This is a genomic window from Pseudomonas asplenii, assembly GCF_900105475.1.
Lineage (GTDB): Bacteria > Pseudomonadota > Gammaproteobacteria > Pseudomonadales > Pseudomonadaceae > Aquipseudomonas > Aquipseudomonas asplenii.
Genome location: NZ_LT629777.1, coordinates 1,436,210 through 1,453,041, shown reverse-complemented (window position 1 = coordinate 1,453,041; position 16,832 = coordinate 1,436,210). Strand labels below are relative to the sequence as shown.

The following is a 16,832-nucleotide window of genomic DNA, read 5'->3' as shown; positions in this document are numbered from 1 at the left end:
AGGGTGATTTCCTGAGTCTGCCGGTCTTCTCCCGCCTGCCTGTCACGGTGGCCTTGCCCCTGTTGCTGCAGGCGCTTTCGCGTATTCCCGAACAAGCCTGGAAGGCCCACTTCAATACCGGTTACTACGACGGCGACTGGAGTGGGGTGGCGTTGATTTCGCCCGCCGATGCGTTGAGCGAACTGGCCCACGGGAGCAGTGTGGCGGTCGAACGTGATCCGTGGCGGCGGGATGCGGCCTGGGCGAGCGCGCTCGATCTGCCGTGGCTGATTCGTTCGGCGCGGCTGCTGCGTCTTGGGCCGGGCGGGCGTATCCATGAGCATCTCGACTACGATCTGGGCGCGCCGCAGGCGGATCTAAGGCTACATGTTCCCCTGCTCAGCCCGCCGGATGTGGATTTCATGCTCGATGGGCAACGTATTCCCATGAGTGCCGGTGAGTGCTGGTTTCTTGATCTGGCCCGGCCCCACAGTGTCGATAACTGGGGGGAGCGTGAGCGCATTCACCTGGTGCTCGATTGTCGGCCCGATGCCTGGCTGCTGCAGCAGATCGCCGCTGGTCTCCCGACCACGCCGGCCGCCGGTATTGGCCGTGCTGCGGGCGATCTTGCACGGTTTCGTGCCTTGCTGGAGAGCGAGCCGGCGCTGTGTGATGCCTTGCAGAGCCTGCACGACAGCGACGCCTTCATTGCTCGCACGTTGGCCTTGGCGGCCGAGCGCGGTTTGCATTTCGGTCGTGAGGATCTGCGTGCGGCGATGCGCCAGGGGCGCCATGCCTGGAGCCAACAATGGAGCTTTTGAGGAACTGGCTGCCGATCCGCGTCTGGCAGCAGGCCGGCGACTGGCGGGTGGATTGGTGTTGGTTCGGTGAGCGCAAGCTGGTGCAGCCGTTCTTTCGCGATGCGGTCGACGAAGCATTGCGGTTGCCGTTCAACCAGGCGTTTCGCCGGGAAACCCCGTTGGCGGTGCTCAGCGAATGGCGAACGCCGGCGGTCGCACCGACGGCCTTTATCTACCATGCCTCGCGCTGCGGTTCGACCTTGCTCAGCCAGATGCTGGCGCAGCTTGACGATCACATCGTCATCAGCGAACCGCCCGCGCTGGACAGCCTGCTGCGCAGCGGGCTCGCGCCCGAGGAGCGCCGGGCCGCACTACGAGGGCTGCTGGCGGCCTACGGTCAACGCCGGTGTGGCGATGAGCGGGCGCTGGTGATCAAGCTTGATGCCTGGAACATCGGTGAGCTGGTGCTGCTGCGCGAGTGTTTCCCCGAGACGCCGTGGTTGTTCGTGTACCGCGATCCGTTGGAGATCGCCGTTTCCCACTGGCGCCGGGCGGGCATGCACATGGTGCCGGGCATGATTGGCGAAACCTGCCTGGACACACCCGGCCAGGAAGACTCACGGGAAGACTACATCGCCGCGCGCCTGGGGCGGCTGTTCGAGTTGGCGGCGCAGCATTGCCAGGCCTTGGGTGGGCTGCCGGTCAACTACCGGGAACTGCCGCTGGCGTTGGGAGGACACCTGGGTGAGTTCTTCGGGCTTGATGCCCAGGAGCGTCAACAGACGTTTGCCGCGACAGGGCAACATGCCAAGCAGCCTGACCAGGCCTTTGTGCCCGACAGTCAGGACAAGCACCGCGACGCTCCCGAGCGGCTCAAGGTGCGCGTTTCATTCTGGGCCGAGGCCCCGTACCAGGCCTTGGAACATCTGCGTCTGGCTTGATTGCCTGCTTGGCGATGCTCAGTGTCGGGCGGACTTGTCGGGACGCCGCACCGCCGTGCTCGCCATCCACCCAGTTCACTGTTCGCTCCCAGGCAAGACCCATGGAAAGTCCGCGCAAGGGCACAAGCGCGCAAACACCATTCTGGTTTCAGATGCAGCCGATTTCGGACGGCCTGGACGCTTACCCATGGCTGACCACAGTGTCATCGCCCCGGATGCTCCAGGCATGGCGCTGAACCTTTGTGCCTTTGATCCCCTCAACTGAAGGCGCGGGCATACCGGAACGCCGCGCTCCGATCGTTCACTGATAACTGGAGATTTCCATGGATTCCCCGACCCACAGTCTCACCGCTCTGTTCGAACAACTGGGCTTGCCCAGCGACCCGGTGAGCATCGACCAATTCATCGCCACCCATTCCCCGCTCAAACCGGAACTGCATCTGGCTGATGCGTTTTTCTGGAACAGGGCCCAGGCCGACTTCCTGCGCAACGAAACCCTGAAGGACGCCGATTGGGTCGAAGTGATCGACCAACTGAATGTGCTGCTGAGGAAAGGGCGTAGCGGCTGAGATCGCAAATTTGTTTCAAGACTTGACGAAATCCTGATCGATGCGCGATATTGATAGTTAGCAAACTAACATTATGCGAATCCTCCCGTGCCCCAGTATCTCGAACAGCTCCAGCAGAGTATCTGCACCGGCATGGTGCTCGCCTCGCGCCACTGGCGGCGGGTCTGTCAGACCACGCTGGCCAACTATGGCATCTCCGAGGCCTGTGCCATGCCGTTGCTGATCATCGGCCGCATGGGGCCGGGTGTGCGCCAGGTGACGGTGGCGCAGATCGCCGGGATGGAGAGTCCGTCGCTGGTGCGCCTGCTCGATCAACTGTGCAACGCCGGTTATGTGCAGCGCACCGAAGACCCCAGCGATCGCCGGGCCAAGACCCTTGGCCTGACCGAGACCGGCCAGGACCTGTTTCACGACATCGAAAAGCAACTGGTTCACCTGCGCCATGAGGTGCTCGGCGGACTTCCCCTGGCCGACCTGGAAGCTTCGCTGCGGGTGATCCGCGCCTTCGAGGCCGCCGTGCACATGCCGGGAGTGGCGGATTCTTGAAAGGCTTCTGGACAGGCATGCCGCCGGCCCGCGACTGGTTCTATGGGGTGCGGACCTTCGCAGCGTCGATGATCGCGCTGTATATCGCGCTGATCATGGAAATGCCGCGGCCCTATTGGGCGATGGCGACGGTGTACATCGTCTCCAGCCCCTTCGTCGGCCCCACCAGTTCCAAGGCGCTGTACCGCGCGGTCGGCACCTTCCTCGGCGCGGCGGCGGCGGTGCTGTTCGTGCCGCTGTTCGTGCAGACCCCGTTCCTGCTGGCGGTGGTGGTCGCGCTCTGGACCGGCACCCTGCTGTTCCTGTCGTTGCACCTGCGCACCGCCAACAGCTACGCGCTGATGCTGGCCGGCTACACGATGCCGATGATTGCCCTGCCGGTGGTGGACAACCCGCTGAACGTGTTCGATATCGCCGTGTCGCGGACCGAGGAGATCTTTCTCGGCATCGTTGTCGCGGCGGTGGTCGGCAGTCTGTTCTGGCCGCGCCGGTTGGCGCCGGTACTGCTCGATGCCGCCGGCAAATGGTTTGTCTCGGCGTCCAGCTACAGCCAGAAATTCCTTTCGCGCAACGTGCAGACCGATGAAGTGAGCGCCCTGCGCTCGGCCATGGTCGCGACCTTCAACAGCCTGGAACTGATGATCGGCCAATTGAGCCATGAAGGTGCCCGGCCACAGACCGTGCGCAATGCCAAGGAACTGCGCGGGCGGATGATCCACCTGCTGCCGGTGGTCGACGCCCTGGATGATGCGCTTTACGCCCTGGAGCGGCGCACGCCGGAGTTGGTCGCGCGCTTCCAGCCGTTGCTGGCGGCGACCCAGTCCTGGCTGGAAAGCACCGCCCAGAGCGCGCCGCACGAACACTGGCAAGCCCTGCGCGCCCAGATCGACAGCCTGCAGCCAGGCCCCGTCGAACTCGATGACCGCCGGCAACTGCTGTTCTCCAACGCCCTCTATCGCCTCGGCGAGTGGGTCGACCTGTGGCAGGACCTGCGCAGCCTGCAGGAGGCCATCCAGTGCGACAGCCAGGACAGCTGGCGCGCGGTCTATCGCCATTGGCGGCTGGCGCGCCTGTCGCCGTTCATCGACCGTGGCCTGATGCTCTATTCGGCCGGCACCGCGGTGCTGGCCATTGCCGTGGCCTCGGTGCTGTGGATCCTCACCGGCTGGGCTGACGGTGCCAGTGCGGTGATCCTTGCCGCCGTGGCCTGCAGCTTTTTCGCCGCCATGGACGACCCCGCGCCGCAGATCTACCGGTTCTTCTTCTGGACCGCGCTGTCGGTGATCTTCGCCAGCCTTTACCTGTTCGTGGTGCTGCCCAACCTGCACGATTTCCCGATGCTGGTGCTCGCGTTCGCCGTGCCGTTCATCTGCGTCGGTACCCTGACGCTGCAGCCGGCGTTCTACCTCGGCACGTTGCTGACCATCGTCAACACCTCCTCCTTCATCAGCATTTCCAGCGCCTACGACGCGGACTTCCTGAATTTTGCCAACGCCAACCTGGCGGGGCCGGTGGGCCTGCTGTTCGCCTTCGTCTGGACCCTGGTAGTCCGGCCTTTCGGTACCGAACTGGCAGCCAAGCGCCTGACCCGTTTCAGTTGGCGCGACATCGTCCGCCTGACCGAGCCGGCCACCCTGGCCGAACACCGGCAGATGGGGGTGCGGATGCTCGACCGGCTGATGCAGCACCTGCCGCGCCTGGCCATGACCGGCCAGGACACCGGTGCCGCGCTGCGCGAGTTGCGCGTGGCGCTGAACCTGCTTGACCTGCTGGCCTATACCCCACGTGTTTTGGGTGTGGGCAACGTGTTGCTCAAGCAGGTGGTGGAAGAGGTCGGCGAATATTTCCGCGCCTGTCTCAAGGCTCGCGAACGCCTGCCGGCACCCGCGCCCCTGTTGATGACCCTGGACCGCACGCGTCGGGCCCTGAGTTCCCAGGGGCTGGACGACGGCGAGACCCGCCGACACCTGCTGCACGCGCTGAGCGGACTGCGCCTGGCATTGCTGCCCGGCGTGGAGTTCGTCGACAGCGGCGATCAGTCGGACAACGTGCCCTATGGGATCAATGGAGTGCCGTTATGATCGGTGACGTGGATATCAGCGGGGTGTTCCTGCCCACGCTGCTGGTGCTGATGGGCATCACCTATGGCTTGTACCTTGTGGTGCACGGGTTGTTGACGCGCATCCACTTCTATCGCCTGGTCTGGCACCGGGCATTGTTCAACGTCGGTCTCTACGCTTTGTTGCTGGGCGTTGTGGATTCGTTCAGTCGATACCTGATGACATGAAAAAACCTCTATTGACCATTGGCCGCGTGGTCCTGACCTTGCTCGTGGTGGCCTTCGCCTGTCTCGTGATCTGGCGCATGGTGATGTACTACATGTTCGCGCCCTGGACCCGTGACGGGCATATCCGTGCCGATATCGTGCAGATCGCCCCGGACGTCTCGGGCCTGATCCAGCAGGTCCAGGTGCGTGACAACCAGCCGGTCAAGCGTGGCCAGGTGCTGTTCAGCATCGACCAGGACCGCTTCAAGCTGGCGCTGCGCCAAGCCCAGGCGGCGGCCGCCGATCGCCAGGAAACCCTGGCCCAGGCCCAGCGCGAGTACAAGCGCAACCGTGGTTTGGGCAACCTGGTGCCGGGCGAGCAGTTGGAAGAAAGCCAGTCGAAGGTGGCGCGCGCCGAGTCGGCCCTGGCCGAAGCCCGGGTGGCGGTGGACGCTGCGCAACTGAACCTCGATCGTTCGGTGATCCGCAGCCCGGTGGACGGCTATGTCAACGACCGCGCCCCGCGTGATCGGGAATTCGTCACTGCCGGCCGCCCGGTGCTGTCGGTGGTGGACAGCGCCTCGTTCCATATCGACGGCTACTTCGAGGAAACCAAGCTCGACGGCATTCATGTCGGCCAGCGCGTGGATATTCGTGTGATCGGCGACAACGCCCGCTTGCGTGGTCATGTCGAAAGCATCGTTGCCGGTATCGAGGACCGTGACCGCACCAGCGGCTCGAACTTGCTGCCCAACGTCAACCCGGCCTTCAGTTGGGTGCGCCTGGCCCAGCGCATTCCGGTGCGGATTGCCTTCGACGAGGTGCCGGAGAACTTCCGCATGATTGCCGGGCGTACGGCGACCGTCTCGATCATCGACGACGCGAAGGACTCGACCAAGTCGCCAGCCAAGCCTGAGGCCGTGCAATGAAACCGCTGGCGAAAGTCACCACCCTGGGTCTGGGCCTGTTGCTGTCGGCATGCTCGATGGTCGGTCCGGATTATCACCTGCCGAGGGATTCGGCCATGCAGCGCAAGGACCTGCAGGGCTCGATCGCTGGCGAGAGCGATAACGTCGTTTCGGCTCCGGTGCCGGCCGACTGGTGGCGTCTTTACCAGGATCCCCAACTGAATGAACTGGTGCGCCAGGCCCTGGCTTCCAACACCGACCTGCGCGTGGCCGCAGCCAGTCTGGCGCGGGCCCGTGCCCAGGTGGAAGAGGCCGAAGCCGCCGGTGGTTTCAGCGCCGGGATGAAGGCTGGCGCGCAGCGTTTGCAGGAGTCCGGCCAGGCCTTCCTGTTGGCCGAGAAGGTACCGGTGGCGAACGTCGCCGACATCTCGCTTTCCGCGTCCTACCAGTTTGACCTGTGGGGCACCCTGCAGCGGGGCATCGAGGCGGCCAAGGCCAATGCCGATGCTACCCAGGCGGCGGGCGATGTGGCGCGGATCACCCTGGTTGCCGATGTGGTGCGCTCCTACACCCAGGTTTGCGCCGCCAACGAAGAACGTGAGATTGCTGAGCATTCCCTCGACCTGCAAGCCGAGAGCACCGAGCTGACCAAGCGCCTGCGCGATGCCGGGCGTGGCGACGAAACCCAGGTCACCCGCTCGCAAACCCAGTTCAAATCCCTGCGCGCCGAGCTGCCGCGCTACACGGCGGCGCGCCAGGCCGGCCTGTATCGGCTGTCGATGTTGCTGGCCAAGCCGGTCGACCAACTGCCGGCCGGTGTCGCCGATTGCGCGGCGCTGCCGCATATCGCTCAACTGCTGCCAGTGGGCGACGGCGCCGAACTGCTCAAGCGCCGTCCGGATATCCGCCAGGCCGAACGCCGGCTCGCGGCGGCGACTGCCGGGATCGGCGTCGCTACCGGCGAGCTGTACCCGAACATCAGCATCGGCGCGACGGTGGGCACGGTCGGCTTCGCCAAAGACCTCGGCGAGCCGTCGACCAACCGTTGGGGCTTCGGCCCGGCGATCAGTTGGACGGTACCGACCAACGGCGCTCGCGCGCGTATCCGCGAAGCCGAAGCCACCACCCAGGGCGTGCTGGCGCATTTCGACGGCGTGGTGCTCAACGCCATCCGCGAGACCCAGACCAGCCTGGCCCAGTACACCGCGCAACTCGACCGCCGCGATGCCCTGGCCGATGCCGAGCAGTCGGCCAAGTTGGCCGCAGAGCAGACGCACCGCTTCTTCGCCGCCGGCCGAGCCTCGTTCCTCGCCGACCTGCAGGCCACCCGTACCTACACCGATGTGCGGGCGCAGTTGGCTTCGGCCAACACCCAGGTGGCGATGAGCCAGATCGAGCTGTTCCTGGCATTGGGCGGTGGTTGGGAAAGCACGTCCGCAACAGCTGGCAAGTGAATCGGGAACCGGTCAGACGGCAACGTATAATCGTTGCCTTGTCAGCCACTGTCAGGAAATCAGCAGAACATGGATTCCGATACTCTTTCGGTAGTTTGTACGGTCATCAGCATCGTTGCCTCCGGTGTTATCGCCTGGTGCGTCTATGTCGTCCAGAGGCGTGACGCAGAAATGAAGGAGGTGATCTCTGCGCTGGACAGCCAGCGTATCGAGCGGAGCCTGGAACTCCAGGAAATGAACTCTTTGCGCACTGCGTTGCTGAGAAATCAGCAGGACATGCAAACCCGAATGCTCGAAATGCAAGACTGGCTGGGGCATCACATCAAGGAGCAGGTGGAAGACCTGCTGATGACGGAGCGTCATCCAGGATTTTTTGCTTCTGAAAATATGCTGGATCTGACGCCACCACGACCTTCTGTCTCATCGGACATCCCACGGCTGGGCGAGCTACGTCTCGATTCGCGTGTGATCAAGGCCGGCCAGGCAGTTGAAGTGCTGTTCCGAGTCGATGATGACGGGATCAACTTCCCGGTCCCTCACGGAGCGCTTGTCCGGTCGGGTGGGCAGGTAATTCCGGTTGTGCGTACATCTGCCAAGTACATGCGTTGCCAGGTATTGATACCTGCCGATTCCGGTTATGAACATGAACTGGAGTTTGTCATGAAAGACGCGGCGAATAACGAGAATACGCAGAGCGTTCTCATTCCCGTGCGCGGTTGAGCTGCTCCTTGCTGGTCGGCAGAACTTCGGACGAACGAGCTTCGGTCTTACGCCGTCCCCCCAAGTCCATTGCTATGCTCTGAATATCGGCTGGCCGCCGTCGTTTCGGGGCTTCGGGTGAATCTCCCCATGCGGCCTGCGTGGCCTGATGGGGATTCTAATAATGAAAAACCCTTATGCTCCCGGTTTCTGGTGTGCGGTGGTCGTCCTGGTGCTGCTGTCGGCGGCGTACTTCTATGGCGTGATGCTTGCCCACCAGATCGACAAGGCGCTGGTGTTCCTCGACAGCGTCAGTGCGCTGATCGCGGTGATGTCCATCGTGGTGGTGGCCTGGGCCAGTTACCAAAGCCAGCAGATCAAGAAGCGACAGCTGTCACAGAGCAAGACCCTGGTCCTGGTCTGGGACACCAAGGTCGCCCTGCGTCGGGTCGAAACCGTATTTGACCGCTATTTCTGGGGCAGTTACTGGCAGCCCGGGCGGACCTTCCAGGAAGTCATGGGCGAGCTGACCGGCACGCCGCTGGAGAAAAGCCTGGAAACCCTGAAAAGCCAATGTCTGAAACTCGACCGCGAGGTGGCCCGTGACGAGCGCCACTGGCTGAACAATGCCCGTGAGCTGGCCGATGTCGCCAGTGCCATGGCCCGCGAGCGTTATCTGCTGGACGTCTGCGATCCGCGCAACGACTCGGCGGACGGTGTGGTGATCAATCGCGACTTCGAGGTCATGGTGTACACCTGGACCGTGCGGCTGAAGACCTTCGACCACCAGTTGGACGATATGGAAACACAATTCTCCTGAGTGTATACCGGCCTGGAACCGGGGCTTCGGCCTGAGGTCCATCCTACCGCTGCCCGGCGAACCGTTCGGGCGGCGCGTGTCTTTCCGCTTATTTTGCTTTCTGCGTCACAGGCCGGTGCCGGAACGGCAGGTGCACCCGTCTTGGTGCAAATGCTACTCTGCGCGCTTTCGGGGCGCCGTCGAGCCGAACCCGGTCAAGGGTTCAGGGAAGACCAGCACTGTTCAACACAACGGATATCTGATCGGGTCAATTCATGAATAAATCAGCAGGCGTACTGTTAGGGTTTGTCGTCGTGGTCGGTGCCTTGAGCACTGCCGGGGCGTGGTACACCGGCAATCAGCTGGAAGGGGTACTCAATTCCTCGATCCAGGACGCCAACGCCCAGCTCAAGACTTCCATGAGCAGTGGCGGCGCCAGCGCGAGCATCGAGTTGGTATCGCTGGAGCGCAATCTGTTCACCAGCACCGCACATTACCGGCTCAAGCTGCAGAATCTGCAGCTCAGCGAAGGGAACAAGGACGTCGAGCTGCTGTTCGTCGACCATATCGAGCACGGCCCGCTGCCGTGGTCGCGGCTCAAGTCGTTCAAGCTGATGCCTGTGTTGCTCAACAGCAACTATGAGCTGGAAAAGAACGACCTGACCGCCAAGTGGTTTGACGCCGCCAAGGGCGCCGCGCCGCTCAAGGGCACGGTCGCGCTGAGTTACGACCGTTCGATCGATGGCAACCTCGAACTGATCCCACTGGATTTCGCCCCGGACGACAAGAGTTCGGTGAAGTTTTCCGGGCTTAACCTGAACCTGGCCGGCACCGAAAAGGCAGCGAAAATCAAGGTCAATGGCTACATGAACAGCCTGAAGATTTCCGCGCAGTCCGAAGAGAACGGCCCGGTATCGGTCGAATTGGGTGGCCTGACCCTGGCCAGCGACCTGAGCAAGAGCGACTTCGGTTTCTACCTGGGCGGCAACACCCTGGAACTGAGCAACGCCAAGATCACCTACGGTGAGCAACCTGCGGTGGTGACGGTCAAGGACTTCGAACAGAAAGACGCCCTGGAAGCCACCGGTAACGTCCTGGCTGGTCGTCTGGACTACACCGTTGGCGACATCGGCTACAACGGCAAGTCGGTGGGTAGCGCGAAAATGAACCTGAGCGCGAAGAACCTGGATATTCCGGCGATCCGTTCCCTGACTGAAATGTACCAGGCCGAACTGAAGGCCATGCAACACGCCACCGCCGAGGGTGAGGATGTGCCGCCGGTACCTGAGCTGAGCGCCGAGCAGCAGATCAAGGCCCAGGCCGACATCAAGCAACTGCTGGCCGGCAAGCCGCAGATCGCACTGGAAAACTTCTCGTTCAAGACCGCCAATGGCGAGAGCCGTTTCAACCTGCTGGTGAACCTGGACAACCCGTCGTCCACGCAATTGCCGCCACTGGAACTGGGCAAGCAATTGGTGTCGCAACTGGACGCCAAGCTGTCGCTGTCCAAACCGATGATCGCCGACCTGGCCGGTGTGCAGGCGCAGCTCGAAGGCCAGACCGATCCCAAGCAGATCGCCCAGCAGGCGTCGATGGCCAGTGAAATGGCCGGTACCATGGCGGTCTCCACCGAGATGGCAACCATCGAGGGTACGGATATCGTTTCCAAGCTGCACTACGCTGCGGGCCAGGTGGAATTCAACGGGCAGAAAATGCCGGTCGAAGATTTCATCGTCCTGATCATGTCCAAGGCCGGTGGCCTGGGCGGTGCGGAAGCGGCCGAGTAACGCTGCGAACCTGGCATCGGTCGTCCTGACCGGTGCCAGCCCACTTTGGATCTTGATCTGTCTTTTTTCGTCGACCCGCTGAAAGACAGCTGAGCTGGGCGTTGCGCTGTGCAGCCAATTACTGTGGCCGCTCGCCGCCTTCGCCGATACCTCCTACGACTCACTGATCCGCCAGGCTCGTGCCTATCGTAACCTGAAGCGCTGGGACGATGCCGAGCATCTGTACTGTCAGGCGCTGGAGCGCGAGCCGGGCAATATCGACCTGTAGTCGGGCCTGGCGCTCACCTTCGTGTTGTCGATCATCGTCTGTTGCTTGGGCCTGTCCGTCGAACTCCCCGAGGCGATCAACGAGCAACGCATCTTGCCCTCCGGCCTTTACCGGGCTGCTGTTGGCGGTGGTCTGTCTGGACCATTTACCGGGTCGAGCCGTGCGAGTAGCTACCGCCGCTGGCGCCGTCATTGCATCTGCAGGTGATTTTTCTGCTGTCGGAAGCGAATGGTAAACCACAGGATTAGCCGGTTCGGTGGTATATGTGGAGGCAAGCAGTTTGCTGATCTATTAGTCAGAACCATATGCACCAGTACAATTGGATTTTGTCTCATTAACGTCTCAGGCCTCTTGCACCTGCATTGACCGAGTAAAACTTAATGCCTACCACAGTATGTCGGGTTGGTTGGCCCTGTGGCAGGGTGCAGGCCAAGGCACCACAGGTTACAATTTCATCTGCAACGAGCACGGCTGCGTGAGAGGATTGTAAGAAACGCGGGTGGGATGATGCTGAATTGGCTATCAGCGGTATTTACAGAGTGTAATCCTATCCCGTTTCCTCAAGGCCGTGCATGGGGCTTCTCTTCGGTAATGGTTCTGGGGTCATGGTGCGGGATAGGGCTTTTCAGGGCATGGTGTTGAGTCATTGAGCCCATTATTTCATCGGTATGGTTTTTATATTTATTTTATGAAGCTGTATAAAAGTAAGGGTAAGGAATGAAAAAGGCGTCATTCGGTATTGATGGATTTTATCAGCAGAATCGTATTTTCGATCTCGATGACGCTATTGCCAATAGAGATGATTTTCTTCACGCTTTTTTTTCCTTGAAAGCGGAGCTGTTTTCTCTAGGGTATGATTTGGCGACTTCGGATATAAATAAGATCGAGGACTCTGAGTTTGTGATATATCTTGATATGCCTACAGTGCTGCCTGATATTGAGGCGCGCAGTAAATCATATTTGTTGATTTTTGAAAGTGAGATTATACGGCCCGATAACTGGGATTTGGAAAAGCATAAGTATTTTAGCAAAATATTTACCTGGCATGACGAATTTGTCGATGGAATTAAGTATTTCAAGATGAATTTTTCACATAAGTTCCCTGAAGTGATTGGTGGGGGCGGGGGGAACAAAAGGAAACTCTGCGCACTCATCGCAGGCAATAAAAAAGTCTCCCATCCGCTTGAGCTGTATAGTGAGCGAGTCAATGCAATTAACTGGTTTGAGAAGAATCATGTAAATGATTTCGACTTGTATGGGGTCGGTTGGGATCACTATCGATTTTCTGGAGTGAAATTAGTCAGGGCGCTAAATAGGATTAAGCCACTTACGAGATGGCTTGCGCCAAAATTGCGCTCATACCAAGGTATGGTGGTTAGGAAAAAGGATGTTCTGGAGAATTATAGATTTGCCATTTGTTACGAAAATGGACGAGATATCCCTGGGTACATAACCGAAAAGATATTTGACTGTTTCTTTGCCGGGTGTGTTCCTGTATATTGGGGGGCTAACAATGTACGTGAACACATTCCTGGCAGTTGCTTTATCGATAGAACTCAGTTTTCTTCCTATGAAGATCTATATGATTTTATGGTAAATATGTCGGGCGACCAATATTCGGAATATCAGCGTGCTATCGAAAAATTTCTGAAATCTGAAAGCGCCGATCAGTTTCGTAGTGGTACCTTTGCAAGGGTGGTGTCAAGGATTGTTTCAAATGATAGGTAGCCTGGACAGAAACTTTTTTTCTCTTGCGCTGGGACGACTGCTTCAGGTTGCAGTAATGCTCGCAAGTATCAAGGTGTCAACAGCATTTCTCAGTACTTCAGAAATAGGTAATCTTTATATTATTGTGACGCTTACCGGATTTTTTGGGCTTTTTCTAATAAATCCAGTAGGGCAATATATTAACAGGAAGACGCATGAGTGGTATGCCTCAGGTGTTATACTGAATAAGTTAGTTGTTTATTTTATGTATGTATTGCTTGCGACGTTGCTCTCTCTATTCTTGGTTCTCGTGCTACCGTTTTTTGGCGTGGCGCGCTCAATGAATTATATTCTTTTGGCGTTGGCTATTCCGGGCTTTGTTTTTTTTAATACCTGGAATCAAACTGTCATACCAATGATAAATTTATTGGGTAGGCATGTAGTGTTCTCTGTGCTGACGGTGTTGTCATCTTTTTGTGCGTTATTGTTTTCTTCGGCTCTGGTTCTCTTGGGGCATGTGAGTGCAATTTTCTGGTTTTTTGGCCAGGTTTTAGGTGTCGGTCTGCTTGCTATTGTTGGCATGCTTTATTTTTTAAAAAGAATAGAACATCGATTTGATTTTAAGGCGGTCGTGGAATATGTTCGATTCAAGAATATAAAAGCGATTTCGTTGTTTTCCTTTCCGCTGGCCTTGAGCGTTCTTTTTTTGTGGTTGCAGGGGCAATCCTATCGGCTCCTGATCGAGAACTATATAAATCTCGAGTTTCTGGGTTTTTTCGGTGTGGGGATGTCGATAGCGACATCGATATCGAGTTCTTTTGAAAGTATTGTCATGCAGTGGCTGTACCCGGCGCTTTATAGGAATATGAACGATGACAAAATTTTTGAAAATGCCTTGTCGGGTATGATAAGCGTTTTGCTACCGGTATACTTCTTTTTGGCGCTGTTTGTTTCTTTTTTAGCTCTCTATCTGGTCGAGATACTTGTTGGCTCCGAGTATTCGCGCTCATCAATATTTGTCGTTTTTGGGATATGGGTCGAGTTTTTTCGTATGTCTGCAAATCTGCTATCGATGGCAGCACATTCAAAAATGAATACTCGTTCGCTATTCGTTCCCTATGCGATAGGTGGTGTGGGTGTTTTTGTAGGTGTATTTTTTGCGGCCCAATTTGAATGTTATAGAGTTGCTATTCCGCTGGTGCTGTTGATAGTAGGTGGGCTCTCCTGTGCAGTGATGTTCTTCAGAATGAATCGTCTTGTGCGGATTGATTTCAGGCCTCAAGGTTTGTTGTTCCTAGGTGTTTGTAGCGCATTTTTTCCAAGCGCGATGTTTTTTTCTGAGAGCGCAAGTAACAAGATTGTGTCAATGGTGATTTTATTGGCATATGGTATTTTGTTCTTGGCTGGGTTGCTGAAGTTTTTTTTCGTGAAGGGGAATCGTGAGGCTCTTCTGATGGGACAGAGAAATTGATTTTCTTGTGGCTGCTCTGGCTCTATGGCTTGAGTTTTCAGTTTCTTAAAGATGGTACCATTATCAATGTTAATAACCCGATTTCTTGATGTTTGTGACGGATATTGGCTGGAGGCTCATGTTTTCTCCTCTGGCTGTGCGCAGGAGTATTAAATTTCGTACGGTGCCTTTAGTTGCACGTACAGGGTGTATGGGGTGGTGTTGTGAGGGCTGAAACAGGTCGGAAAGTCAAGGTGCTGACTTTTGTTGGGTATTATATACCGGGATATAAGGCTGGCGGTCCGTTGCGGACGCTTTTGAATATGGCCGACAGTCTTCATGAATCAATTGAGTTTTTGATTATAACGCGTGACCGTGATCAGGATGAGCCTGAAAGCTATCCATCTATTGCTGTCAATGTATGGCAAAAAGTTGGCAATGCTCAGGTTTACTATACGACGCCTGATAAGTGTACGATCAAGGATATGGCCAGGGTTGTTTCGTCTACATCACATGATCTCGTATACCTTAATAGTTTCTTTGATCCGATTTTTACTTTGAAGCCATTGCTTGGACGTTTGTTGCTTCGCTCAACAGATAAACCTGTAGTGCTGGCACCCAGAGGGGAATTTTCCAAGGGTGCTTTGGATATAAAAAGACTCAAGAAGAGAGTTTATAAATTTGTTTTTTCTCGTCTGTATCGAGGGCTGAAGTTTCAAGCTTCCAGTGAGTACGAGAAAGAGGATTTTTTAAATAAGCTATCCTGGCTTAAACGAGATGATGTTTCGGTGGCAATGGACTTGCCAAGCCCAGTAGGTGCAAAGCCCTCGCGTGACTCGACAGTGGCTAGCGAAGAAAATTCGAAGAAAGGATCTCTGAGGATAATTTTTCTTTCACGTATTGTTCGTATCAAAAACTTGAGCTATGCATTGGCTGTATTGATGAACGTGAAAGAGAGTGTGGTATTTGATATATATGGCCCCAAGGAAGACCCTGAGTATTGGGCTGAGTGTGAAACGCTCATTGCTCGATTGCCATCGAATATAAAAGTTGATTACTGTGGCAATGTTCTCCCTGAAGATGTAAAAAATAAATTTGCGGCGTACGATTTATTTATTCTTCCGACTCAGGGAGAAAATTACGGTCATGTTATCGCGGAGTCTATCAGTGTGGGCACTCCTGTTCTTATCAGCGATCAGACCCCATGGCGAAACCTTGAGGAGGAAGGGCTGGGGTGGGATTTTCCACTGGAAAAATCTCAGGCATTTTCCGATAAAATTGATCAGCTTGCACGAATGGGGAGTGAGGAACGCAACCATTTTTGTGAGTTAGTGTATGAAAAGGCCGTCGAGAAGCTCACCGATCAGGTTTCTATCGATGCCAACAAGGAGCTATTTTTTTCCGTGTTGAAAAATAAAGAGCTTTAAAGATGCGGATATTAATGCTCAGTCAGTACTTTTATCCGGAAAGTTTCATCATAAATGACATAGTTTCAAAGTTGGTGGAGCAAGGGCATGAGGTCACTGTAGCCACCGGAAAGCCAAACTATCCAGATGGCAAGATTCTGGATGGTTATACCGCTGGTGGGGTACAGCGCGAGAAGTATCTCGGCGTCGTTGATGTCGTACGGGTGCCACTATGGCCGCGCGGTCATGGGGGCGCCAGAAACCTTATTCTCAACTACCTGTCATTTCTGCTCGCTGGCCTTGTGTATTTCCCCTGGCAGCTACGCAAGCACAAGTTCGACGCTATCCTGGTGTTCGCGCCTTCGCCCATCACCCAGGCCATTCCAGCCATTGTGCTCAAATGGCTCAAGGGCGCCAGGCTGGCCTTGTGGGTGCAGGATCTGTGGCCTGAAAGTCTTGCTGCGACAGGGTTCGTCAAGAGTCGGTACGCTCTCGGTGCCGTGGGCTGGATGGTCAAGGCTATCTACCGTTGCTGTGATGTGCTGCTGGTACAGTCACGCGCATTTTTCGAGCCGGTGGCGCGCTATGCCGATAGGCGCAAGATTGTCTATCATCCCAACTCCTACAACGCGGATATCGAAAGCAACACGCCGGTCGAACAAGGATTGCTTGACGTGTTGGATAATCACTTCTGCGTCGTATTCGCGGGTAATCTGGGGATGGCCCAGAGTCTGGATACCCTGGTTCAGGCCGCTATCGAGCTACGCGATGACCCGTCTATTCGCCTGGTGCTCATCGGGAGTGGGAGTCGGTTTCGATGGCTTGAGTCGCAACAGTCATCCCATGGATTGGATAATCTGATATTACCCGGACGTTATCCCATGAGCGCCATGCCGCAGATTTTTGAGCGGGCGTCGGCGTTGCTGGTTTCGCTTACCGATGAGGCTATTTTTGCCCAAACCGTTCCGAGTAAAATTCAGGCTTACCTGGCCTCTGGGCGTCCTGTTATCGCCAGTGTCAGTGGCGAAGGGGCGCGCGTGATCCTGGAGGCCGGAGCAGGGTTTGCATCCGACGCTGAGCAGGTAGAACCACTGGTCGCCAATATTCGACGGATGAAAGCTCTACAGACATCCGAGCGTGAAGCCATGGGTCGTTCGGGGCGTACTTATTTTGACGAGCATTTCGATATGAATCGCCAGGTTGAAGTCCTGGTGCAATTGCTCGGCCATGAATCAAAAGACAGGGCAATCTGA

Annotated in this window: 15 protein-coding genes; all 15 read left to right on the top strand. The window is 57.0% G+C overall.

The features are described 5' to 3' along the window. Positions 1-11: 11 nt before the first annotated feature. The 15 genes from BLU37_RS06555 to BLU37_RS06480 all read left to right on the top strand — a co-directional run bounded on the left by BLU37_RS06555 (position 12) and on the right by BLU37_RS06480 (position 16,832). A complete protein-coding gene (locus BLU37_RS06555) occupies positions 12-800 on the top strand; it encodes an aspartyl/asparaginyl beta-hydroxylase domain-containing protein (protein WP_090210908.1) in 789 nt (262 codons plus the stop codon). After that, positions 788-1,720: a sulfotransferase family protein gene (locus BLU37_RS06550; protein ID WP_090203346.1), complete on the top strand. Its 933-nt coding sequence runs from the start codon at positions 788-790 to the stop codon at positions 1,718-1,720. Before BLU37_RS06555 ends, BLU37_RS06550 begins: the two co-directional genes overlap by 13 nt. Positions 1,721-2,043: 323 nt before the next feature. Continuing rightward, a complete protein-coding gene (locus tag BLU37_RS06545) occupies positions 2,044-2,289 on the top strand; it encodes a DUF2789 domain-containing protein (RefSeq protein WP_090203344.1) in 246 nt (81 codons plus the stop codon). A gap of 132 nt (positions 2,290-2,421) precedes the next feature. Next, the gene (locus BLU37_RS06540; protein ID WP_036988227.1) at positions 2,422-2,835 is read left to right on the top strand and encodes a MarR family winged helix-turn-helix transcriptional regulator; all 414 of its coding nucleotides are present in this window, start codon (positions 2,422-2,424) and stop codon (positions 2,833-2,835) included. Further along, on the top strand, positions 2,832-4,916 hold the full coding sequence (locus BLU37_RS06535; protein WP_010447387.1) for an FUSC family protein: 2,085 nt from the start codon (positions 2,832-2,834) through the stop codon (positions 4,914-4,916). Before BLU37_RS06540 ends, BLU37_RS06535 begins: the two co-directional genes overlap by 4 nt. Beyond that, positions 4,913-5,122 (top strand): DUF1656 domain-containing protein, encoded by a 210-nt coding sequence (locus BLU37_RS06530; RefSeq protein ID WP_010447385.1) that lies wholly within the window; start codon positions 4,913-4,915, stop codon positions 5,120-5,122. Before BLU37_RS06535 ends, BLU37_RS06530 begins: the two co-directional genes overlap by 4 nt. Next, positions 5,119-6,030 carry an efflux RND transporter periplasmic adaptor subunit gene (locus tag BLU37_RS06525; protein WP_026007900.1) on the top strand — a complete coding sequence of 304 codons (912 nt, stop codon included), beginning with the start codon at positions 5,119-5,121 and terminating at the stop codon, positions 6,028-6,030. The genes BLU37_RS06530 and BLU37_RS06525 overlap by 4 nt, the downstream gene beginning before the upstream one ends. Then, the gene (locus BLU37_RS06520; RefSeq protein ID WP_090203342.1) at positions 6,027-7,463 is read left to right on the top strand and encodes an efflux transporter outer membrane subunit; all 1,437 of its coding nucleotides are present in this window, start codon (positions 6,027-6,029) and stop codon (positions 7,461-7,463) included. The genes BLU37_RS06525 and BLU37_RS06520 overlap by 4 nt, the downstream gene beginning before the upstream one ends. A gap of 69 nt (positions 7,464-7,532) precedes the next feature. Continuing rightward, positions 7,533-8,183: a hypothetical protein gene (locus tag BLU37_RS06515; RefSeq protein ID WP_090203339.1), complete on the top strand. Its 651-nt coding sequence runs from the start codon at positions 7,533-7,535 to the stop codon at positions 8,181-8,183. A 163-nt stretch (positions 8,184-8,346) separates the two neighbouring features. Then, on the top strand, positions 8,347-8,982 hold the full coding sequence (locus BLU37_RS06510) for a hypothetical protein (protein WP_029530817.1): 636 nt from the start codon (positions 8,347-8,349) through the stop codon (positions 8,980-8,982). A gap of 254 nt (positions 8,983-9,236) precedes the next feature. Continuing rightward, positions 9,237-10,748: a YdgA family protein gene (locus BLU37_RS06505; RefSeq protein WP_090203335.1), complete on the top strand. Its 1,512-nt coding sequence runs from the start codon at positions 9,237-9,239 to the stop codon at positions 10,746-10,748. Positions 10,749-11,733: 985 nt separating this feature from the next. Continuing rightward, entirely contained in the window at positions 11,734-12,744 is a 1,011-nt protein-coding gene (locus BLU37_RS06495) for a glycosyltransferase family 10 domain-containing protein (protein ID WP_090203329.1), read from the top strand. Then, a complete protein-coding gene (locus BLU37_RS06490) occupies positions 12,734-14,194 on the top strand; it encodes an oligosaccharide flippase family protein (protein WP_090203327.1) in 1,461 nt (486 codons plus the stop codon). The genes BLU37_RS06495 and BLU37_RS06490 overlap by 11 nt, the downstream gene beginning before the upstream one ends. Before the next feature lie 173 nt (positions 14,195-14,367). Next, complete coding sequence (locus tag BLU37_RS06485; RefSeq protein ID WP_232000474.1) at positions 14,368-15,600, top strand: glycosyltransferase family 4 protein; 1,233 nt, start codon at positions 14,368-14,370, stop codon at positions 15,598-15,600. Between the two features lie 2 nt (positions 15,601-15,602). Continuing rightward, positions 15,603-16,832 (top strand): glycosyltransferase family 4 protein, encoded by a 1,230-nt coding sequence (locus tag BLU37_RS06480; RefSeq protein ID WP_090203324.1) that lies wholly within the window; start codon positions 15,603-15,605, stop codon positions 16,830-16,832.

What these genes read in the sequence shown, in the direction of transcription:
- BLU37_RS06545 (WP_090203344.1), top strand. Translation starts at nt 2,044, where the DNA reads ATGGATTCCCCGACCCACAGTCTCACCGCTCTGTTCGAACAACTGGGC.
- BLU37_RS06515 (WP_090203339.1), top strand. Translation starts at nt 7,533, where the DNA reads ATGGATTCCGATACTCTTTCGGTAGTTTGTACGGTCATCAGCATCGTT.
- BLU37_RS06540 (WP_036988227.1), top strand. Translation starts at nt 2,422, where the DNA reads ATGGTGCTCGCCTCGCGCCACTGGCGGCGGGTCTGTCAGACCACGCTG.
- BLU37_RS06490 (WP_090203327.1), top strand. Translation starts at nt 12,734, where the DNA reads ATGATAGGTAGCCTGGACAGAAACTTTTTTTCTCTTGCGCTGGGACGA.
- BLU37_RS06530 (WP_010447385.1), top strand. Translation starts at nt 4,913, where the DNA reads ATGATCGGTGACGTGGATATCAGCGGGGTGTTCCTGCCCACGCTGCTG.
- BLU37_RS06495 (WP_090203329.1), top strand. Translation starts at nt 11,734, where the DNA reads ATGAAAAAGGCGTCATTCGGTATTGATGGATTTTATCAGCAGAATCGT.
- BLU37_RS06510 (WP_029530817.1), top strand. Translation starts at nt 8,347, where the DNA reads ATGAAAAACCCTTATGCTCCCGGTTTCTGGTGTGCGGTGGTCGTCCTG.
- BLU37_RS06525 (WP_026007900.1), top strand. Translation starts at nt 5,119, where the DNA reads ATGAAAAAACCTCTATTGACCATTGGCCGCGTGGTCCTGACCTTGCTC.
- BLU37_RS06520 (WP_090203342.1), top strand. Translation starts at nt 6,027, where the DNA reads ATGAAACCGCTGGCGAAAGTCACCACCCTGGGTCTGGGCCTGTTGCTG.
- BLU37_RS06550 (WP_090203346.1), top strand. Translation starts at nt 788, where the DNA reads ATGGAGCTTTTGAGGAACTGGCTGCCGATCCGCGTCTGGCAGCAGGCC.
- BLU37_RS06505 (WP_090203335.1), top strand. Translation starts at nt 9,237, where the DNA reads ATGAATAAATCAGCAGGCGTACTGTTAGGGTTTGTCGTCGTGGTCGGT.
- BLU37_RS06480 (WP_090203324.1), top strand. Translation starts at nt 15,603, where the DNA reads ATGCGGATATTAATGCTCAGTCAGTACTTTTATCCGGAAAGTTTCATC.